The 20,702-nt window shown below is 41.6% G+C and carries 17 protein-coding genes, 1 tRNA gene and 1 pseudogene; 6 read left to right on the top strand and 13 right to left on the bottom strand.

Annotated features, from left to right (window positions below; translation table 11 throughout):
- Positions 1 to 128: 128 nt before the first annotated feature.
- On the top strand, positions 129 to 1,070 hold the full coding sequence (locus BCU68_RS07590) for a LysR family transcriptional regulator (protein ID WP_102564181.1): 942 nt from the start codon (positions 129 to 131) through the stop codon (positions 1,068 to 1,070).
- 92 nt (positions 1,071 to 1,162) lie between these two features.
- Here the strand turns inward: BCU68_RS07590 and BCU68_RS07585 are convergent.
- The 7 genes and pseudogenes from BCU68_RS07585 to BCU68_RS07555 all read right to left on the bottom strand — a co-directional run.
- Positions 1,163 to 1,237: transfer RNA gene (locus BCU68_RS07585), tRNA-Gly, on the bottom strand.
- Between the two features lie 192 nt (positions 1,238 to 1,429).
- Complete coding sequence (locus BCU68_RS07580; RefSeq protein ID WP_102564180.1) at positions 1,430 to 3,307, bottom strand: propionyl-CoA synthetase; 1,878 nt, start codon at positions 3,305 to 3,307, stop codon at positions 1,430 to 1,432.
- Positions 3,308 to 3,358: 51 nt separating this feature from the next.
- A complete protein-coding gene (prpF, locus tag BCU68_RS07575) occupies positions 3,359 to 4,558 on the bottom strand; it encodes a 2-methylaconitate cis-trans isomerase PrpF (protein ID WP_102564179.1) in 1,200 nt (399 codons plus the stop codon).
- Positions 4,559 to 4,594: 36 nt separating this feature from the next.
- The gene (gene acnD / locus BCU68_RS07570) at positions 4,595 to 7,198 is read right to left on the bottom strand and encodes a Fe/S-dependent 2-methylisocitrate dehydratase AcnD (RefSeq protein ID WP_102564178.1); all 2,604 of its coding nucleotides are present in this window, start codon (positions 7,196 to 7,198) and stop codon (positions 4,595 to 4,597) included.
- A 20-nt stretch (positions 7,199 to 7,218) separates the two neighbouring features.
- A complete protein-coding gene (gene prpC / locus BCU68_RS07565; protein ID WP_102564177.1) occupies positions 7,219 to 8,346 on the bottom strand; it encodes a 2-methylcitrate synthase in 1,128 nt (375 codons plus the stop codon).
- An 80-nt stretch (positions 8,347 to 8,426) separates the two neighbouring features.
- Positions 8,427 to 9,338, bottom strand: coding sequence for a methylisocitrate lyase (prpB, locus tag BCU68_RS07560; protein WP_102564176.1), 912 nt, complete (start codon positions 9,336 to 9,338; stop codon positions 8,427 to 8,429).
- Between the two features lie 75 nt (positions 9,339 to 9,413).
- Positions 9,414 to 9,485 (bottom strand): annotated as a pseudogene (locus BCU68_RS07555) (GntR family transcriptional regulator); the annotation flags it as partial.
- Positions 9,486 to 9,731: 246 nt separating this feature from the next.
- On the opposite strand from BCU68_RS07555, the gene BCU68_RS07550 reads away from it, so the two are divergent.
- Entirely contained in the window at positions 9,732 to 10,754 is a 1,023-nt protein-coding gene (locus tag BCU68_RS07550) for an acyltransferase family protein (protein ID WP_102564175.1), read from the top strand.
- 22 nt (positions 10,755 to 10,776) lie between these two features.
- On the opposite strand, the gene BCU68_RS07545 is transcribed toward BCU68_RS07550, so the two are convergent.
- Positions 10,777 to 11,028 (bottom strand): YdcH family protein, encoded by a 252-nt coding sequence (locus BCU68_RS07545; protein ID WP_102564212.1) that lies wholly within the window; start codon positions 11,026 to 11,028, stop codon positions 10,777 to 10,779.
- 177 nt (positions 11,029 to 11,205) lie between these two features.
- A complete protein-coding gene (locus BCU68_RS07540) occupies positions 11,206 to 11,388 on the bottom strand; it encodes a hypothetical protein (RefSeq protein WP_102564174.1) in 183 nt (60 codons plus the stop codon).
- 212 nt (positions 11,389 to 11,600) lie between these two features.
- Between BCU68_RS07540 and BCU68_RS07535 the strand changes: the two genes are divergently transcribed.
- The gene (locus BCU68_RS07535) at positions 11,601 to 11,876 is read left to right on the top strand and encodes a nitrogenase-stabilizing/protective protein NifW (RefSeq protein WP_102564173.1); all 276 of its coding nucleotides are present in this window, start codon (positions 11,601 to 11,603) and stop codon (positions 11,874 to 11,876) included.
- 62 nt (positions 11,877 to 11,938) lie between these two features.
- Here the strand turns inward: BCU68_RS07535 and BCU68_RS07530 are convergent, their stop codons facing one another.
- Entirely contained in the window at positions 11,939 to 13,207 is a 1,269-nt protein-coding gene (locus tag BCU68_RS07530) for an O-acetylhomoserine aminocarboxypropyltransferase/cysteine synthase (RefSeq protein ID WP_102564172.1), read from the bottom strand.
- Between the two features lie 275 nt (positions 13,208 to 13,482).
- Between BCU68_RS07530 and BCU68_RS07525 the strand changes: the two genes are divergently transcribed.
- Complete coding sequence (locus BCU68_RS07525) at positions 13,483 to 15,312, top strand: ABC transporter ATP-binding protein (protein WP_102564171.1); 1,830 nt, start codon at positions 13,483 to 13,485, stop codon at positions 15,310 to 15,312.
- A gap of 10 nt (positions 15,313 to 15,322) precedes the next feature.
- Here the strand turns inward: BCU68_RS07525 and BCU68_RS07520 are convergent, their stop codons facing one another.
- On the bottom strand, positions 15,323 to 16,009 hold the full coding sequence (locus tag BCU68_RS07520) for a pseudouridine synthase (RefSeq protein WP_102564170.1): 687 nt from the start codon (positions 16,007 to 16,009) through the stop codon (positions 15,323 to 15,325).
- A gap of 196 nt (positions 16,010 to 16,205) precedes the next feature.
- Positions 16,206 to 17,087 (bottom strand): NAD(P)-dependent oxidoreductase, encoded by an 882-nt coding sequence (locus BCU68_RS07515; protein ID WP_102564169.1) that lies wholly within the window; start codon positions 17,085 to 17,087, stop codon positions 16,206 to 16,208.
- A gap of 522 nt (positions 17,088 to 17,609) precedes the next feature.
- Here BCU68_RS07515 and BCU68_RS07510 point away from each other — a divergent pair.
- Positions 17,610 to 18,923 (top strand): ferric reductase-like transmembrane domain-containing protein, encoded by a 1,314-nt coding sequence (locus BCU68_RS07510; RefSeq protein ID WP_102564168.1) that lies wholly within the window; start codon positions 17,610 to 17,612, stop codon positions 18,921 to 18,923.
- 52 nt (positions 18,924 to 18,975) lie between these two features.
- On the opposite strand, the gene BCU68_RS07505 is transcribed toward BCU68_RS07510, so the two are convergent.
- Positions 18,976 to 19,512: a cobalamin adenosyltransferase gene (locus tag BCU68_RS07505; RefSeq protein WP_102564167.1), complete on the bottom strand. Its 537-nt coding sequence runs from the start codon at positions 19,510 to 19,512 to the stop codon at positions 18,976 to 18,978.
- 275 nt (positions 19,513 to 19,787) lie between these two features.
- Between BCU68_RS07505 and BCU68_RS07500 the strand changes: the two genes are divergently transcribed.
- Complete coding sequence (locus BCU68_RS07500; protein WP_102564166.1) at positions 19,788 to 20,702, top strand: ABC transporter substrate-binding protein; 915 nt, start codon at positions 19,788 to 19,790, stop codon at positions 20,700 to 20,702.

Genomic DNA, 20,702 nt, shown 5'->3' with positions numbered 1-20,702 from the left:
CCTCAAAGTAATACCTTCTATCTAAAGAAAGTGTGCAGAAAACAGGTTTGTAAAATACGTATTAACTAACTGGTGTTCAATTGATTTTTATGAGAATCTAGCATTCTTAAAACTCATGCGAATAAATTATGACTCCTTATACACATCTCCCACATTCACATAACGGATTAAAAGCGTTTGAAGCGGTTGCAAGACATATGAGTTTTACGCATGCTGCGATAGAACTAAATGTGACGCAAAGTGCGATTAGTCGGCAGATAAAACAGTTAGAAACCGAATTAGAACTAATGCTTATTGTTCGTCATCATAGGTCTATCACGCTAACTGAACATGGTAAGCAGTTAGGAGATCTATTAAAGGAGCATTTTACCGTGGTTCAACACAATTTGACTTTATGGAAGAGCAGTGCCAATCACCGTATTACTATTAAAGTAGCCATGAGTTTTGCGATACGCTGGTTTATTCCTAAGTTGAAAGAGTTGAATGCACACTTTCCACAATATGAAATGGTAATAATTCCTACATTGGATGAAGAATCCGAGATGAAGTACCCTGATTATGACTTGCTATTTCTCTCGACACAGCGTTCTTTGCAAAATTCTAATTTAGATAATCTATTTTTTATACGTAACGAATTGATGGCACCGGTTTGTGCTAAGCCCATTACGGGAGAAAAAATTGATGTAGAAACGATTCTTTCATTGCCTAGATTACACGCAACTATTGATCACCATGATTGGCGTGATTGGCTCTCTTCTAGTAATTCAAGTACGACTTCTACGGTTAGAAATACCACATTTTCAACACTAGACTTGGCTCTTAGTGCTTGCTTAGCGGGACAGGGAGCCACTATGACAGATCTAATGTTAATACTACCTGAGCTTGAGGAAGGTTTTTTACAATGTCCAACCAATATTGATATACGGCTAAGCCCTTGGCGTTATTATTGCCACCGAGCCGTTAATACACCGATTATAAATGAACTAATTGATTGGATAAAGATAGAGCTAGAAAAAGATAGTAAGCAATTAACTGAACTTGCGAAAGATAACCAGTGGACTTTGCCGTAAAGGATTAATGGCATTAATATTAAATACACAAAAAACGCAGTTAAGCGTTTAATTTTCATAGCGTTGGGAAGTTGTACCTGGAGAGGAGAACTTGGAGCGTACAGCGGGAATCGAACCCGCATCATCAGCTTGGAAGGCTGAGGTAATAGCCATTATACGATGTACGCACATCGTTGGTACGAGATAGATAATGCCATAATATGATAAAATAGAAAGGATTAATTTCACATTTTACGTTCGTTTGCCTAACTTTTGCTCACATTGTATTTCAACAGGTTAAGTAATCGACGATAAGGCTAGCTTACTCGATCAAACTAGCCTTACCCCAATAAAATGAAAGAGTTAATCATTTTATCTCATTAGCGGTGCAGTGCTTTCTCTATTTCACCTAAACTCGCAGGATCATCAATCGTTGATGGCACTGCATATTGTTCACCATCGGCAATTTGACGGATCACTCGGCGCAGAATTTTTCCTGAGCGGGTTTTAGGTAATCTTTCGACCACTAAGGCATCTTTAAAGCAAGCGACTGCACCTATCTCTTGCCTTACTTTCCCCACTAATTCCAACGCTAGGGCATGCTCGTCAAACGAGACGCCATCTTTTAATACGACTAATCCTAGTGGTCGCTGCCCTTTTAAATCATCATGAACACCGACCACTGCACATTCAGCAATAGCAGGATGAGCACCGACGACCTCTTCCATTTCTCCTGTAGATAAGCGGTGACCTGCCACATTAATCACATCATCAATGCGACCCATAATAAATAGATAACCATCTGCATCAATGTACCCACCATCCCCTGAAACATAATAACCAGGGAACTGACTTAAATAGCCACTTTCAAAACGATCATGATTGCGCCAAATGGTCGGTAAGCAACTGGGCGGCAGCGGTCTTTTCAGTGAGACAAATCCTTGCTCATTAGCACGAACAGGCACACCCATTGCGTTTAAGATCTCCACTTGATAACCAGGGATGGGCTTTGTTGCTGATCCAGCTTTTACTGGCATCATCTCAATACCCGTTGGATTTCCGGCTATCGCCCAGCCCGTTTCCGTTTGCCACCAATGATCAACAACAGGTTTTTGCGTATGCTTAACTACCCAATCTAATGTCGGTGGATCAAGTCTTTCACCAGCCATAAAAATTGTCTTTAGCTGCGATAAGTCATAATCTTTAATCAACGTACCATCTGGATCTTCTTTCTTGATAGCACGAAAGGCGGTTGGAGCAGAAAATAAAGCGTCAACGTTATGCTCTTCACACACTCGCCAAAAAGCGCCGGGATCAGGCGTTTTAACAGGCTTACCTTCAAATAAAATAGACGTACAACCATGGATAAGTGGCGCATATACAATATAAGAGTGCCCGACGACCCAACCAACATCAGAGGCTGCCCAAAATACACCATTTTGATCAATATTATAAATGGCTGACATGGAGTATTTCATCGCCACGGCATGACCGCCGTTATCTCGTACGACACCTTTAGGTTTACCGGTTGTGCCTGATGTGTACAAGATATACAAAGGATCGGTAGCCAGAACAGGCACACAATCATGCGGCTGGGCAAGCGCTAATTCACTTTGCCAATCAACATCTCGAGCATAATTTAACTCTGCTGGTGATTGCTCTCGTTGAAACGTCACCACTTTTTCTGGCTTCCAACGACTGTCCATAATCGCTTTATCCACCAGCGGTTTATATTCAATGACTTTATTGACCTCAATGCCACACGACGCCGTTAGGAGTACCTTTGGCTCTGCATCTTCAAGACGGACAGCTAATTCATTAGCAGCAAAACCGCCAAAGACAACCGAGTGGATTGCCCCTAAACGCGCACACGCCAACATCGCCATGGCTGCTTCTGGGATCATCGGCATATATATAACAACGCGATCGCCCTTATTGACCCCTTGATTAGCAAGCATTCCTGCCACTAAAGCGACTTCATCTTTGAGTTGACCATAGGTATAAGACTGTTTTTTATTCACCACTGGCGAGTCATAAATTAAAGCAATATTATCCGAGCGCCCTTGCTCACAGTGATAATCTAACGCCAGCCATGCCGTATTCATTTCACCGTCAGTAAACCAGCGCTCAATACCCTCTGCATCTTTCTCTAAGATAATGGTTGGCTTTTTAAACCAATCGATATTCTCCGCTTGGGCTTGCCAAAATGCTTTAGGGTCATCTTTCGCCCATTGATATTGGTTAAGATAGGCAGACATGGCACTCTCTCCTTGTGAAATAATTACTTACTGTAAGTTGAATCAATCGGTTTACTGCATAGCGTGACTTGGAACCCTAACCCAGCCTTCCATTATTATTCTGGCACTGCGGCTCATCATCACTTTTTCAATATTCCAACCATCGGGAGTATTTTGAGCTTTAGCACCAACACGTAAAGTGCCCGATGGATGACCAAAAGTGACCGATTCCCTTTCTCCTCCACCAGCGGTTAAATTGACTAATGTACCGGGAATACAAGCTGCACTGGCAATAGCAACCGCTGCCGTTCCCATCATGGCGTGATGAAGCTTGCCCATGGAAAGTGCTCTAACAAGCAAGTCGATATCCTCTGTTGCCACCGTGTTATTGCTAGAGGTTAGGTAAGGTTTTGACGGTGATATAAAGGCAACTTTGGGGGTATGCTGACGAGTTTCCGCTTCTTCAAGTGAATCAATTAAGCCCATTTTTAAAGCGCCATGCGCACGAATAGATTCAAACATGGCTAAAGCAATCGGATCGTTATTAATCGCTTCTTGCCCTTCAATGCCTTGATAACCTATCGCTTGGGCATCAACAAAAATGGTTGGGATCCCAGCATTTATCATCGTTGCTTTTAATCGTCCGATATCTGGCACATCCAAGTCATCCACCAGATTACCAGTAGGAAACATGGCATTTTTTCCGCGTACCTCTCCATCACCTGGCTGAAGAAAATCAACTTGAATTTCAGCGCTAGGAAACGCCACACCATCGAGGATAAAAGCGCCCTCTTCTTGCACCTCTCCTTGATAAATAGGAACATGAATTACTATCGTTTTTTGGATATTAACTTGCCAAACCCGCACCATAACATGACCATTAGTTGGGATTTTTTCTTGTGCGATTAAGCCTCGATGAATAGCAAATGGTCCAACAGCTGCCGACAAATTCCCGCAGTTACCGCTCCAATCGACATGCGGTTTATCGATTGATACCTGACCAAATAAGTAATCGACATCATAATCTGGCTTTGCACTTTTAGACACAATCACGGTTTTGCTGGTACTTGAGGTTGCCCCGCCCATACCATCAATATGCTTACTGTATGGATCAGGACTACCAATGGCTCTTAATAACAAAGTATCACGATAACTCCCTGGCTCTTGAGCGGCTTTTGGTAAATCATCTAACACAAAAAAGAGACCTTTGCTGGTGCCGCCACGCATATAAGTCGCAGGAACTCGGGTCGCTGCATTGATACTATCTGTCATGGTTTTGCTCTCCTAGACAACAAGTTTTACAACTGCCTATTGCGTTAAAAAGTCTTGTGCAAATCGCTGTAACACACCACCAGCTTGATAAACACAAAGCTCATCAGCGGTATCAAGTCGGCAAGTCACCACAACCTCCAGAACGGTTTGATCGACACGTTCAATCACAAGCACCAGATCACCACCAGCAACCATATCGCCTCTCACGCTAAACACTTCACTGCCATCAAGGTGCAATGAGTGTCTCGTGTCCTTTGGCTTAAATTGCAGTGGTAAAACGCCCATGCCAACCAAATTAGTCCGATGTATACGCTCAAATCCTTCCGCTACGATCGCTTCCACACCTGCTAACCGGACTCCTTTGGCTGCCCAATCACGTGAAGATCCTTGCCCATAATCATCACCCGCAACAATAATTAACGGTTGCTTGCGGTTCATATAGGTTTCTATGGCTTCCCACATGCGCATAACCTTTCCTTCTGGCTCCACTCGCGCAAAAGATCCTTGAACACACTCCCCTTCTTTTTTAACCATTTCATTAAATAATTTAGGGTTGGCTAACGTGGCTCTTTGGGCGGTTAAGTGATCGCCTCGATGGGTGGCATAAGAGTTAAAATCCTCTTCAGGGACCTGCATTTTTGCTAGATACTCACCGGCTGCGCTTTCAGCAAGAATGGCATTGGAAGGGGATAAATGATCGGTGGTAATATTGTCGCCAAGAATAGCTAACGGTCTTAAATTCGATAATTGACGCTGACCTGCTAGCGCCCCTTGCCAATATGGGGGTCTGCGAATATAGGTGCTCATTGCTCGCCAATCATATAACGGTGATGTCACACTCGCGGCTTCATCTAATTTAAACATCTGAATATAAACTTGATTAAACTGTGAAGGTTTTACATGCGCGGCAACTACCTCATCAATTTCCTGATCCGATGGCCACAGATCATGCAGATAAATCGGCTCGCCTTGAGCATCAAAACCGAGCGCCTCTTTTTCTATATCAAATCGAATCGTACCCGCGATAGCATAAGCGACAACTAAAGGTGGCGAGGCAAGAAAAGCTTGTTTGGCATACGGATGAATTCGACCATCAAAGTTTCGGTTCCCGGATAACACCGCGGTGGTATAAAGATCACGCTGAGTAATCTCTTGTTGAATATTAGGATCAAGTGCACCACTCATTCCGTTACACGTTGTGCAAGCATAACCAACAATGCCAAAGCCTAATTGCTCTAATTCATTCAATAGCCCGGCTTCTTCCAGGTACAGTTTTGCCACTTTGGAACCAGGCGCAAATGAAGTTTTTACCCAAGGCTTTCTTGTTAACCCTAATGCATTCGCTTTTTTAGCAATGAGCGCAGCGGCAACAACATTACGAGGATTACTGGTATTTGTACAAGAGGTGATCGCCGCAATAATCACTGCTCCATCAGGCAGTTCGCCACTTTCACTCGGGGTTGAAGTGATGTTAGAGGATTGAGTAATACCACGCTCAACGAGTTGATTGGTCGGTAATCGGCGATGAGGGCTAGAGGGACCAGCCATATTGCGCTCGACCATAGCAAGGTCAAAGGTTAACACGCGCTCATAGTTAGCAAGATTTAACTCCTCAGCCCATAGCCCCATGGTTTTAGCATACGTCTCGACTAAGTGAATTTGCTCTTCATCTCGCCCTGTAAGCTTTAAGTAATTGATCGTTTGTTCATCAATATAAAATAGCCCTGCCGTTGCCCCATATTCAGGTGTCATATTCGATATGCTTGCCCGATCTCCTATGGTCAAATTACGCGTTCCATCACCATAAAATTCAAGATATGAAGAGACGACTTTTTGTTCACGTAAAAACTCAGTCATTGCCAAAACAATATCGGTCGCGGTAATGCCTTCTTTGCGTTCCCCAGTAATATTAACGCCAACGATATCGGGTAATCGCATCATTGACGGTCGCCCGAGCATCACCGTCTCCGCTTCTAATCCGCCAACGCCTATCGCTAACACACCTAACGCATCCACATGCGGCGTATGGCTGTCGGTTCCAACACACGTATCAGGATAAGCCATCCCTTGTTTTAATTGGATAACAGGAGACATTTTCTCAAGGTTAATTTGATGCATAATCCCATTGCCTGCAGGGATCACTTGAACATTCTTAAAAGCGCTTTTACACCATTCGATAAAATGGAATCGGTCTTCATTGCGGCGATCTTCAATGGCTCTATTCTTAGTAAAAGCATCGGTTTCAAAGCCGCCATGTTCTACAGCTAACGAGTGATCAACGATCAATTGTGTTTCGACCACAGGGTTAACGTTAGCCGGATCGCCACCTTGCTCGGCAATCGCATCACGTAGACCAGCAAGATCGACCAGTGCAGTTTGCCCTAAGATGTCATGACACACGACTCGCGCAGGGTACCATGGGAAATCAATCTCACTTTTTCGATCGATCAGTTGCCATAACGCTTCATCAAGTTCTTTAGGGTCACAACGTCTAACCAACTGCTCGGCAAGGATTTTAGAGGTATAAGGTAAATATTTATAGGCTTGAGGTTTTAAACGATTTACCGCTTCTTGAGCATCAAAATAATCTGCCTGTGTGCCCTCTAATTGCTTTCTATAGCGCGTATTTATTGAGTCCATCCTATTCTTCCTTGCTGATATTAGCGCTGTTCAATCGGTAACCATGCACGAGCTTCTGGTCCATGATAATCGGCACTTGGGCGGATAATTCGATTGTTTGCTCGCTGCTCAAAAATATGCGCAGTCCAACCGGTTAAACGGCTCATAACAAAAATGGGCGTAAATAGTTTGGTCGGTATATTCATAAAATGATAAGCAGAGGCATGGAAGAAATCAGCGTTACAAAAGAGATCCTTTTCACGCTTCATTACTGCTTCGACTCGTTCTGAAACCGCATACAGATGAGTATCCCCCACCGCATCAGATAAAGCGCTAGACCAATGTTTAATTAACGCATTACGAGGGTCGCTTTCTCGATAAATAGCATGACCAAAGCCCATAATTTTGTCTTTATTGGCTAGCATTGTCATGATGTTATCTTCTGCTTCATCTGCGCTTTTCCAGTGTTCTATCATTTCCATTGCCGCTTCATTTGCCCCACCATGTAATGGTCCTCGCAGTGTGCCTATTGCCGCTGTGACACAGGAGTGAATATCCGATAGCGTTGAAGCACATACACGCGCTGCAAAAGTAGATGCATTAAATTCATGCTCGGCATACAAAATCAACGAGCAGTGCATAACTTGTTTGTGTAAAGCGCTTGGCTCTGTATCAGTTAGCATTTTTAGAAAGTAGCCACCAATGGAATCTTGCGATTGATCGTGTGTATCAACTCGAACCCCATCATGACTAAAGCGATACCAGTAACAGATAATGGCAGGAAAGAGTGCAAGCATGCGGTCGGTCGCCGCTTGTTGTTGTGAGAAATCAATCTCTTGCTCAAGGTTACCTAGGACAGAACACCCCGTGCGCATCACATCCATCGGGTGAGCACTGGCTGGGATCAACTCTAAAGCGGATTTTAGTGCTTGCGGTAAACCTCGCAGCTCAATCAATTTCCTTTTATAGTGGTCGAGTTCCACTTGTGTCGGTAAGTGACCAACCAAAAGAAGATGGGCAACTTCTTCAAACTCGGCATGATGAGCTAAGTCACTAATGTCATAGCCTCGGTAAGTTAAGCCTGTTCCTGATTGACCGACAGTACATAACGCGGTGACTCCGGCACATTGACCTCGTAACCCTGCGCCGCTTAGTGCTTGATTTGGCATGATGAATTCCTTCTCTTTTTTGTGCCGACTCTCTCGTGGAGCTTAGTGGCAACCATAGGTTTGACGTTATTGGATTAGCGTTATTCTTCTGAAAATAGTTGATCAAGTTTGTCTTCATAGTCGTGATAATTAAGATGCGCGTATAACTCATTTCTTGTCTGCATGTCACCTAGCAGCGCTTCTTGGTTACCGACCTCAAGTAAGTGACGATAAACCTTTTCAGCGGCAAGGTTCATCGCTCGAAATGCACTCAACGGATAGAGCACCATATCCACATTAACTTGAGCTAATTGTTCACATCCATAGAGAGGGGTTTGACCAAATTCAGTGATATTCGCCAATATTGGGACGGGTTTTCCTATGGCGGACTGCAAAGCAGCGGAAAATCTCTGATACTGATCCAGTTGATTCATCGCTTCGGGGAAAATCATATCGGCACCCGCTTCGACATACGCAATAGCCCGTTCAACGGCACAATCAAACCCTTCAACGGCTAATGCATCGGTACGTGCCATCAAGACAAAATTTGCATCATGACGTGCATCAACAGCGGCTTTGACTCTATCCATCATCTCTTGTTGGCTGACAATGGCTTTATTCGGACGATGACCACAGCGTTTTTGAGCAACTTGATCTTCAATATGCACGGCTGCTGCACCTGCTTTTTCCATGCCCCTTATTGTTCTGGATATATTGAATGCCCCACCAAAACCGGTATCAATATCCACCAGCAAAGGTAAGTCACACGCATTCGTGATCCGCTCTACATCGACCAACACATCATTTAATGTCGTAATGCCGAGATCAGGTAGACCGTACGATGCATTGGCGATCCCTCCTCCTGATAAATAGATTGCTTGGTGACCTAGATTCTTTGCCATCATCGCGCAATAAGGATTAATGGTGCCGACAATTTGTAATGGGGTATTCTTTGCTACGGCTTGACGAAATTTAGTACCAGGGCTAGGCAAGTTAGACGATGATTGCTTCATTGAGCTTCTCCTTTAGCGAGTGACTGTTCCTTTAACACGTATTGTTCAATTAAGTGGCGGGAATTGATAACGCTACATACGTAACAGATGATAAAGCTCACCACAGAGCAAAGTGATTAACTGCTGATTTGAGCTGGCTTTGATTATGAGATTTGTGTTTATTTCGATTCATACAAAAACCGTCAACAATGTTTAGATATGACTATAAAGTAGAGGGTGATTTGCTCGTTAGACAAGTAGGTTGCCTGCAATTTCGACTAAAGTATGAGGGAGAGGTGGATAGATATAGATAGAGAGAATATCACTACTCCCATAACAAAACTTGACACTCTTTGACTCTTTGCAACTGAACCCTGATATGATTTTTCCACTAAGATTTATTCAGAGGACGATATGGAAAGTAATAAGATTCAGAGTCTTGAGTGCGGAAGAGTCATCGCCATTTTTGCTATATTAGCGATGCATTGCCAGATGTTTGTAACCTATTGGCAGTGCGATGGTGTGCCTTGGTTTGGCTATATATTCAATCAAGCCACACGCTTTGCCGTGCCACTCTTTTTCGTTATCTCCGGCTATCTAATCCAACCTAAACTGACTCTTCGCCCGTTCGATACCCTGAAACGATATTGCTCCCCTCTAGTAAGAGTGTTCATTGTTTGGAGTATTATCTGTTTACTGATGCCTTTTAACCTCGGCATAGTGCTAGAACATGGCTACTTAACTGAAAGACAAGGTTACTGGAACTTCTTAGCACAAACGCCTATCAATTCACTGCTTGAAGGCGGATTAGTTCATTTATGGTTTTTGCCAGCACTGATGTTTGCGACTTTCATTACGGCTCTATTAGCGAAGGTTGATAAACTCAATCTTCTTATTCCCATTGCTGTCGTGTTATACATCTATGGCGTACTGGCTGGTAGCTATCAAATACTCACGGACTTTACTGCCCCATTCTTTACTCGTAATGGTCCTTTTTTTAGTACTCTTCTGTTTGCGGTTGGCTTTATGATCCGCCAATACAATATTGAACTATCGAGTAAAAAAGCGCTGATGATTGCTATCGGAGGAATGCTTGTTCATTTTAGCGAAGCGTACGGCTTATCCTTTTATGGGCAAGCCTTTAATGCTAATGATTTCTTATTTGGGACGGCATTTTGGGGGATTGGATGTTTCATGTTCCTACTATCTAAACCTAAGTTTGGCAGTCATCGTCGCCTAACCTCCCTTGCTAAATATGTCTTACCTATTTATGTCGCACATTTACCGATGATCATTATCATGATGAACCTTTCGAGCTTTTTAGCACTGGAAAATATAAGTAAGGATATCACTGTATTTACAGGTTCTATTATCCTTACTTCATTGCTTATTATTGGCTTAGAAAAAACACCACTATACCGATGGCTATTTAGATAATCATTTGATCTATTGAACAAAATCACAAATGATCATGATGTTCAACTAGTTGCTTGTATAAACGATCTTTTAACTCAATACGTTGCAATTTCAGGGCGTTCATATTGTCATCATCGATTGGACTGCCTGAAATTTCCAACTGCCTAATATCAAAATCTAACAGATGATAGCGCTGTAGCTCTGCTTTAAAAATGGGATCATCATGATTAAGTTGTACGATATCTAACTTGAGTTCAGGGAAGTCTAAAATAAATGCATGGTTTTCATTCAACATTGGCATAACCTCTTCTATCACAGTTTCTACAGTATAGATTCGATTAATAAAAAGAGACGTGACAAGTTAGCCAGAATAGATAAAGAGTCGAAGAGTGAGGATTGATATGAGTTGGCGTTTAAATAATGAAAGGCTAAATAAAATTCAAGCCGCATAGTGTTGCGGCTTTGATCTAAGCTACATCATATCAGATAGTAAATCTACTAACTCATTTTCTGTAGAAGGCATTTTTGCAAGTTCAATGTTCGAGGATTCACCACCATTTAGCATGTAAGCGTTGGTTGTGCAGTGATCGTAATGGAACCACTTTCCTTTCACACAAACATCGGTATAGCATCTAGCATCTTGTATTAATTCCATACGATAAACCTTACTATCAATATTAACGAGTTATCAACATATCGCTAAATTAATCACTACAAAATGATCTAGATCAAGCTAAATAGTCGTTAAACTAGATTAACTTATTTAAAGCTTCACTTTGTGATAGAAGGTGTTTCTATGACCAAATTCAATTACACTGAAGATAATACTTTCATCTTTGGATAGAAAACAACCAAATAGCAGCCATTATGAGTAAACAAGATATCCAGACAATCATCGAAAGCTTTGAGTCTATTGAACAAGCATTGGACTATTTTGATATTGGCTTTGACAGTCGTTTTATTGACGAATATCGCTTACCCCTGGTAAAACACTTTAATGGTTATCTGATATTAACGAAGCCAGATGACTGGTTTTCTGCAAGACGAGCACTTAAAAATGCCTACTGTAAAGTGCAAAGAAGCCGTTTAGATCCTCACACCCGATCGGCATGTCGAGGTTGTACTTCATGTCAGCGCCGTTAAAAAACGCCAGCTAAAAAGCTGACGTTTCCTAAAGCATAGAATTGAATACTGCTATCGTCTATCTAAGCATTAAGCGCTTGTTCTAGATCGGCAAGGATATCATCAATATGCTCTATCCCTACTGATAAACGGATCATTTCAGGAGAAACACCTGCTTGTTTTTGCTCTTGCTCGCTCAATTGACGGTGAGTGGTTGATGCTGGGTGACACGCTAATGATTTCGCATCGCCTATATTGACTAAGCGTTTAAAGATCGCTAATGCATCATAAAAACGAACGCCTGCATCGTAGCCATCTTTTAAACCAAAAGAAAGAATCGCAGACGGGGTACCTTTCATGTACTTTTGCGCTAAGTGATGATGTGGCGAATCGATAAGACCTGCGTAATTGACCCAACTTACTTTATCATGCTGGTTAAGATATTCCGCCACTTTAAGTGCATTTTCAGTATGTCTTTCCATACGTAGTGGCAGTGTTTCTAACCCTTGCATGAGCATAAAGGCATTCATTGGTGAAAGTGCTGAACCGGTATTACGTAGTGGTACTGTGCGAGCACGACCAATAAAAGCAGCAGGACCAAAGGCTTCAGTATAAACCACACCATGATAAGAAGGCTCAGGTTGGTTAAACACTGGGAAACGTGCTTTATGCTCTGCCCATGGGAACTTACCTGAATCGATGATCATGCCACCCAGTGTGGTACCGTGACCACCAACGTATTTTGTCAGTGAGTGAACCACAATATCAGCACCAAATTCAATCGGCTTACACAGTGCAGGTGTTGCCACCGTATTATCAACAATCACAGGGACACCTTGCGCATGAGCCAGTTCTGCCACACGCTCTAAATCAATAATGTTACCTGCTGGATTACCAATACTTTCACAAAAAATTGCTTTAGTTTTATCATCAATAAGCTCTGCCAAACTCTCAGGTTTATCATCCTTTGCGAAGCGAACTTCAATCCCTTGATTTGGCAACATATGAGCAAATAGCGTATAAGAACCACCATAAAGCTGTGGCGTCGCAACAATATTATCGCCAATTTGCGCTAGAGTTAAAATAGCGTAATTAATCGCAGCACTGCCTGCACTCACTGCCAACCCAGCAATGCCCCCTTCCAATGCAGCCATACGCTTTTCTAATACATCATTTGTTGGGTTCATGATGCGAGTATAAATATTGCCAGGGACCTCTAAATTAAACAGATCAGCACCATGTTGAGCATTATCAAATTCATAAGCAACGGTTTGATAGATAGGTGTGGCTACCGATTTGGTTGTCGGATCAGTTTCATAACCAAAATGGATCGAGAGGGTTTCGTCTTTCATTATTCTTCCTTAAATAATATATGAGCAATTAAGCCCTAGGTATTTTTTCTAAGATCTAATACCAATCAAAGTAAGTGATCATAAATAGCATAAAAAAACTTCTTTTACATCAATTTAACTATATCCATCAAGTCTATAATACTGGTTTACTGCTTTGCTTAACATTAAATTTGATTATGAGCCATACTGATAATAATGATGTTGAGAATACTTATACCAATCGCAGTAAATACTTTCATTCGCTGCCTCTTCTCTGACTACGATTTGGAATAATAATGTTTAATTGGTTTGAAAACTTAACGAACCCCTTCCCTGCACAAGAGCCACAAAAACCGCCGAAAACATTGGTGGGGTTTTGTCGTCACTATACAAAAGGCTTTGAAGTACCTTTGCTTATCATGTCTTCTCTTAGTGCTTTGATCGCCATAGCCGAAGTGGTGCTACTTAGCTACATGGGACAGTTGGTGGATATATTAAGTACTCAAGATCGCGCCACATTCTGGGTCGATCAGGGTGAGAAAATGACCACAATGCTATTGCTGGTGACGCTTGTTATGCCGCTGCTTGGACTCCTCCATTCAATGATCATGCATCAGACATTATTGGGCAATTATCCTATGTCGATTCGCTGGTCCGTGCATCGTTATTTATTAAAACAGAGTGTGAGTTTCTTCCAGCGTGATTTTGCTGGACGAGTGGCGACAAAGGTCATGCAAAGTTCATTAGCAGTACGTGAAACCATGATGAAGTTACTTGATGTCTTAGTCTATATATCGGTCTATTTTGTCTCTATGATCTGGATGATGGGACAATCCGATCTTCTACTCATGCTGCCTATTATTATCTGGCTAATCTGTTATATCTTGATCCAATTGTACTTTATTCCCAAGATGAAACGTGTCGCAACCGACCAAGCCGATGCACGTTCTATCATGACAGGTAGAGTGGTTGATACTTATACCAACATTACAACCATTAAACTTTTCTCCCATTCTGAGCGTGAAAAAGAGTACGTAGAAAGTAGCTTTAAACTGTTTCTAAAAACGGTATATCGTCAAATGCGTATGGTGACTTGCCTGCTGCTAAGTGTTGATACCATTAACTACTTACTGCTTTTCTCCATCGCTGCCCTCTCTGTGACACTGTGGTTAGATGCTAGCGTCACTATCGGAGTGATTGCGGTTGCTATCAGTATTGCGCTGCGTGTACAAGGTATGTCGAAGTGGATTATGTGGGAAGTCAGCACCCTATTTGAAAATATCGGTACCGTTATCGATAGCATGAACACGATTTCGACTGATGTGGAAATAGAAGATGCAGCAAACGCGCCTTCGCTGCAGGTAAGTAATGGCAAAATCGATTTTGATCAGGTGAATTTTTATTATAACCAAGAGAAACCCGTCTTTAAGGATCTCAACCTTACCTTTAAACCTGGTGAAAAAGTGGGCTTTGTCGGTCGCTCTGGTGCTGGTAAATCAAGCCTAGTTAACCTACTTCTGCGTTTTTATGATATTCAATCTGGGCATATTCGTATTGATGATCAAGACATCGCTACTGTTAGCCAAGATTCACTGCGTAAGCAAATTGGCATGATCACCCAGGATACATCACTGTTGCATCGCTCCATTCGCGAAAACATTTTATATGGCGATCCTGAAGCGAGTGAAGAGGCATTGATCAAAGCGACAAAACAAGCTCATGCTTATGATTTTATTCAAGAGTTAAAAGATGAAAATGGTAATCAAGGTTTTGCTGTTGAGGTTGGAGAGCGTGGTGTGAAATTATCCGGCGGACAACGCCAGCGTATTGCCATTGCTCGTGTGCTATTAAAAAATGCGCCAATACTGATCATGGATGAAGCGACATCGGCACTCGATTCTGAGGTTGAGTCGGCTATTCAGGAAAACCTAGAAGCCTTAATGGAGAATAAAACCGTCATCGCCATTGCACACCGCCTGTCGACAATATCAGCGATGGATCGATTAATTGTTATAGATAACGGTCAAATTGTTGAGCAAGGTACTCATCATGAATTGCTCGCAACAGGAGGCATTTATGCTCAACTATGGGCACATCAGACCGGTGGTTTTCTAGGTGATATGTAGGGTGCAAAACTTAAAGAAAAGTATTCACTTCTTCTTGAGTTAAAAAGCGCCACTGACCAACATCAACATCTAACGTAATATCACCGATTTTCTCTCGATGTAAAGAGATAACGCGATTACCGATGGCGGCAAACATACGCTTAACCTGATGGAACTTCCCTTCAGTTAAAGTTAGATAGACATCTTTGTCGCTAATGATCGCTAATTTTGCCGGGAGCGTTAACTGTGTTTCGCCTTGTAACTTAACGCCAACTTTAAACTGCTCTATCGCACTTTCATCGATAGGTCGCGCTAACCCGACTCGATAAACCTTGCTGCAGTTTTTACTCGGGAGCGTTATATTGTATGACCAATGCCCATCATCGGTAATAAGTACTAAACCTGTCGTATCAGCATCCAATCGACCAGCAATATGTAACTCATCACGCTTCTCGATAGCGATATCATTAAATAACGATGGATAAACTTCATCAATATTAGAACAAATGGTTCCAGCCGGTTTATGCATTAAAAGATAACGAAAAGGACGGAGTTTAAGCGCTTTATCTTGCAACATCACGCTATTGTTTGCGTGAACTTGCATCCTTTCGTTAAGAGAAATATCACCATTGACACTAACATTACCGGCATGGATCACTTCTAATGCCATCGCTTTAGTGAGCTCTGTACTTTTACAAATAAATTTATCAAGGCGCATTATGAATACTTTTATTTAATGGGCGGCTATTATGCTGCCTGATGAAGCAGAATACCAATTCATTTAAATAAGAAGATAAAAATGAGGGAGTTTGAAGCGATGAAACGGAAGAGTAAAAGCGAGGGTTTAAAAAAGAGATAACCCCACTAAAGGGTGGCCATTTGCATAGCCACACCAAAGTAGGGTTATGTTCGAATTACTTCTCTAGTTTAGTGAAGTAGTCGAAGATTACTGGTACGTCGTTTTGACCTAGGCCAGCATCAACTGCTGCTTGTAGGCTCTTAGAAGTACCTTCAGCGATTAGAGACTCAGTACCTAAGTCTTTAACTAGCTCTAGGAAGTAACCAAGGTCTTTGTTTGCGTTTGCAACAGAGAAACCTAATTTTTCTTCGCCATCTACAGCGTAGAACTTACAGAACTGCATGAATGGAGAGTTAGAAGGACCAGCAGACATGATGTCGAATAACTGTTGACCGTCAACACCAGCAAGTTTTGCAACAGCAAACGCTTGAGACATAGTAGCAACAGTAGTCATACCCATGAAGTTGTTTACAAGCTTAGTAACGTGACCTGAACCTAGTTTACCTAGGTGGAATACGTTTTCGCCTTGCTCTTCTAGAAGAGGCTTAACTTTGTTGAAAGTTTCCATGTCGCCAGCAGCCATGATGTTTAGAAGACCATCTTTAGCGTGTGCAGGTGTACGACCTAGAGGAGCATCGATCATGCCAGCGCCTTTCTCAGCTAGAGCAGCACCGATTTTTTGAGTAGAAGCAGGGATAGAAGTACCGAAGTCAATTAGAGTTGAACCTTCTTTGATACCAGCTAGAACACCGTCTTCACCGTAAACAATTTTTTCAACAACAGCTGAAGTTGTAAGACAGAACTCAACAACGTCACTTGCTGCAGCAAGTTCTTTAGCAGAAGTGAACTGTGTAGCGTTACCACGAGCAAGTACAGCATCAACTGCATCTTGGTTAAGGTCCATTACGTTAACTTGGTAACCACGTGTTTGTAGGTTTTCAACCATGTTGCCGCCCATAAGACCAAGGCCGATGAAACCGATTACTGGTTTAGTCATGTCTAACTCCTAAAAATAAGATTAAATATCATATTGTATGTTTATATCGAGATAAGAATATACGTCTCATGATTTGAAAGCAAGTATTGGATGACTGAAAAAGATGAGCTATTTAGATAGATTAAAATTATTTGTACAGACAAAAAAACTAAAATGACCACATCAAACCACTAAAGAGTCTAATAAATACTCTAAAATAGTTCAAAAGCAATACAAATGACATGAGGTAAGATCTTTATTAGTGCTAACCCCTCTCCTTCTGTGAGGTTGGCCCTTAGGAAAATAAAGCTAAAAACATGCTATTCATCACACTATTCACTTTATGAATTACTCATACATATGCTTAATTTTTCACTTCGACCCTCGTCATCGCAACAAATGGTTAACCAGAGCATCTCATACTCGTAATTTTTTATCCGCTTAATCATCTATTAGACCTTTACATAGATTTACTCATCACTGACGCTCATTGACAAACTAACAGCTATTCTCATAGATAAAATCTGGCAGCAAGGCGCGACTATGAAAAATACCTACTTTAAATTCACCGTATTTTTAATTGTTCTATCCCTATTTTGGTTACAAGCAGAACCTCAGTTATTCAGCTTGACTAATTTTTTCCAGTATAGAAGCGCTTTCGTTCAATATAGTGGCATTATTACAGTGACCTTGATGGTTGCAGTCATGTTGCTTGCTTTGCGTTTGCCATTTATTGAAAAATTTACGCACGGTTTAGATAAGTCTTATCATTTACATAAATGGCTTGGGATCACTTCATTAGCTTTTGCCATATTGCATTGGGCAATAGCTATTATTCCGAAGTACTTAGTTCGCTGGGAAATACTCTCGAAACCTGAAAAAGGGGTTGGAAATATCAATCCCGACTCACTTTATTCGATCATTCGCCCATTACGTTCTGGTGCTGAAGGCGTTGGAGAGTGGGCTTTTTATCTCATGCTTATACTTGGTGTCATTTCATTACTTGGTACTATTGGTTATAAAAAATTCAAACTTACGCATAAATTGATGGCGTTTTGCTTTCTGATCATTGCCTACCATAGTGCTGTCTTACTGAAACATAGCTACTGGCCTTACCCTATCACTTACTTTACTTTAGGTATTATCATGATAGGTATATTTGCTGCTTTATGGAGCCTAAGTGGTTACGTTGGTAAAAAAAGAATCCAAGAGGGTCATGTCTCTAGCTTATCTCATGATAATAAAAATAGAGTCACAGATTTGCATCTATCCGTAGCCAATTGGCCAGGCCATGCTGATGGACAATTTGCTTACCTAAATTTTGGTCAAAACAATATTCACCCTTTTACCATTGCAAGTACCGATACCGATAATGGACAGTTACGTTTTTTGATCAAAGAGCTAGGTGATTTCACTTCGACATTAAAAAGTAATCTATTCGCTGGAGACCCTGTCACCATCGAAGGGCCTTATGGATGCTTTGATTTTAATGATCAGAAGCCACAAATATGGATTGCTGGAGGTATTGGTATAGCGGCATTCAAAGCGGCATTACAGAAACGCCCCTCACCCACTCAACCGGTAACACTATATTATTGTACCAATGCCCCAAGCATGACATTAATTCATGAATTGGAGCAAGAAGCTCAACAAAGTAATATCACTTTCAAAGTAGTTGATGGGCGCACTCAACCGTTCCTTGATGTTAAACAACTCTCTGAGCAACACTCTGACCTTTTACAATGCTCAATTTGGTTTTGTGGTCCTACAGCATTTTCAGAACAGTTAACCCATGATTTGTCATCTATAAATTACGACTTGTCATCCTTTCATCAAGAGTTCTTCTCTATGCGTTAGTCGAACTCGTAAATTGAAAGACACAGTTGAGCTAGGTGAAACCTAACATTATTTATTTTGGTGCAGGGTAATTAATACTGACATATTCTGGCTCTTCAGTGCCCATTTCTTGATTCAGAACTCGGGTCAGTGCAAAGTAGTAGTTCGCCAGTATGTTCGCAAAGCGAGGTAAGGTTTCCGGTATTTTCTTGGTAGTCAGTTTATCGACTAATACCAACGTACGTACCACTTTTTTACTCAAACTACGGCATTGATGCAATTGGATCACAGGTCCAACTCCGCGTGGTAAAACAAACCGCTTTGCATCATCGGTCACTTGCGCTTTGAAGTAATGCAGATCTTGTAGCAGCTCCGCTATATCTTCCTCAAAAATGCCACACTTGCCTCGAATCGAACCATTGAGGTTAAAAATCTTTGGCTGTAGTCGCTCTAACGAATCTCTCACTTCACCACTTACTAGTTGAGATAGTGCTAAACCAGTATAGGTACATAGCTCATCGGTTAAGATTTCAAAGTCGCATAGTGGGCTATCTTCAAAAATAAAAGGGTAACAAAGCTCACCAACATTTCCTGACGCTTTCAGTGCCATCGTTTCATCTCTAGGTTATCAAAGGGGATCTATCTACTCTAACATGCTTCATTAATAAGGATTATCTCTTTTCTTAATCTATTAAAACCAATTATTTACCTGTTTAAAGATAGTATCTACCGCTTTAGGACAGTACAATACGCCCGTTCTTTGGAATACGGTTAGAATCCGTAACGGGCGCGCCACTGTAAAAATACCACCAGTATTAAAGTCAGATACAAAGAACCCATACTTTATTAAATATTGAAATTTGTACGCGTTTTACAGGAGTTAGCATGGCTTGGCCGGCATTTAAAGCATTGATCACCACACTCATTTTCTCATTTAGCTATTCTTTATTAGCAAGTACCGAGTACCCTTTAACCGTTACCGATGGATTAGGTAATCGCGTCACTTTTACGCAAGCACCTTTAAAAATATCCTCCAAGACACTCTTTACCGATGAAGTATTGCTCGATCTCATTGAGCCTCACTATTTGACCAGCTTGACTAATTTGGCTGATAACCCAAACTACTCACCTTTTATCGATAAATTGCCACAAGGTATCCCGTTAACTGCATTGAATATCGAAACGATTATCGCCAATCAACCGGATGTGGTCTTTGCTGCAAATTGGAGTGATGCTGGCAAGTTAGCGATTCTTAAAAAGGCGGGTATCACGGTGTATATTTTGCAATCACCAACGACTTTGCCAGAAATTGAGGCAGAAATTCGTCAAATAGGTCAAATTATCAATCGAAATGATGCGGCTGAAACGGTCATTACCACGATGCAACAACGCCTAATAACCGATGTTATTATTCCTGACAAGCAATTAACCGCTTTGGACTACAACCCTTGGGGCACATCGAGTGGTGATAATTCATCATGGAATAGTATGTTAGAGCGCGCGCAGTTAACCAATGTCATTTCCGGTTATGCCAATGACCAATATGGCCAAGTACCTGTCTCTAAAGAGTTGATGGTTGCATTAAATCCTGATGTTCTTTTCATTCCTGGTTGGGTTTATGGGGATAAAAATGCGGCCGAGAAATTTAAGCAAGAAGTACTCTCTGATCCAGCGCTGAAATCAGTTAATGCTATCCAATCAGGTCGAGTTTATGAAATACCACAAGTTTTGCGTGGTGTTTATAGTCAATATATTGCTGACTCGATTATTTTCGTTAATCACTCTGTATACAAAAATTAA

The sequence above is a fragment of the Vibrio sp. 10N.286.49.B3 genome, from assembly GCF_002873395.1.
Lineage (GTDB): Bacteria > Pseudomonadota > Gammaproteobacteria > Enterobacterales > Vibrionaceae > Vibrio.
Note: the sequence above shows the minus strand (reverse complement) of the source record. Positions and strands in the feature narration are given on the sequence as shown.

Excerpts from the sequence above, each read along its gene's own strand:
- BCU68_RS07590 (WP_102564181.1), top strand. The coding sequence starts at position 129 with ATGACTCCTTATACACATCTCCCACATTCACATAACGGATTAAAAGCG.
- BCU68_RS07580 (WP_102564180.1), bottom strand. The coding sequence starts at position 3,307 with ATGTCTGCCTATCTTAACCAATATCAATGGGCGAAAGATGACCCTAAA.
- prpF (WP_102564179.1), bottom strand. The coding sequence starts at position 4,558 with ATGACAGATAGTATCAATGCAGCGACCCGAGTTCCTGCGACTTATATG.
- acnD (WP_102564178.1), bottom strand. The coding sequence starts at position 7,198 with ATGGACTCAATAAATACGCGCTATAGAAAGCAATTAGAGGGCACACAG.
- prpC (WP_102564177.1), bottom strand. The coding sequence starts at position 8,346 with ATGCCAAATCAAGCACTAAGCGGCGCAGGGTTACGAGGTCAATGTGCC.
- prpB (WP_102564176.1), bottom strand. The coding sequence starts at position 9,338 with ATGAAGCAATCATCGTCTAACTTGCCTAGCCCTGGTACTAAATTTCGT.
- BCU68_RS07550 (WP_102564175.1), top strand. The coding sequence starts at position 9,732 with ATGGAAAGTAATAAGATTCAGAGTCTTGAGTGCGGAAGAGTCATCGCC.
- BCU68_RS07545 (WP_102564212.1), bottom strand. The coding sequence starts at position 11,028 with ATGTTGAATGAAAACCATGCATTTATTTTAGACTTCCCTGAACTCAAG.
- BCU68_RS07540 (WP_102564174.1), bottom strand. The coding sequence starts at position 11,388 with ATGGAATTAATACAAGATGCTAGATGCTATACCGATGTTTGTGTGAAA.
- BCU68_RS07535 (WP_102564173.1), top strand. The coding sequence starts at position 11,601 with ATGAGTAAACAAGATATCCAGACAATCATCGAAAGCTTTGAGTCTATT.
- BCU68_RS07530 (WP_102564172.1), bottom strand. The coding sequence starts at position 13,207 with ATGAAAGACGAAACCCTCTCGATCCATTTTGGTTATGAAACTGATCCG.
- BCU68_RS07525 (WP_102564171.1), top strand. The coding sequence starts at position 13,483 with ATGTTTAATTGGTTTGAAAACTTAACGAACCCCTTCCCTGCACAAGAG.
- BCU68_RS07520 (WP_102564170.1), bottom strand. The coding sequence starts at position 16,009 with ATGCGCCTTGATAAATTTATTTGTAAAAGTACAGAGCTCACTAAAGCG.
- BCU68_RS07515 (WP_102564169.1), bottom strand. The coding sequence starts at position 17,087 with ATGACTAAACCAGTAATCGGTTTCATCGGCCTTGGTCTTATGGGCGGC.
- BCU68_RS07510 (WP_102564168.1), top strand. The coding sequence starts at position 17,610 with ATGAAAAATACCTACTTTAAATTCACCGTATTTTTAATTGTTCTATCC.
- BCU68_RS07505 (WP_102564167.1), bottom strand. The coding sequence starts at position 19,512 with ATGGCACTGAAAGCGTCAGGAAATGTTGGTGAGCTTTGTTACCCTTTT.
- BCU68_RS07500 (WP_102564166.1), top strand. The coding sequence starts at position 19,788 with ATGGCTTGGCCGGCATTTAAAGCATTGATCACCACACTCATTTTCTCA.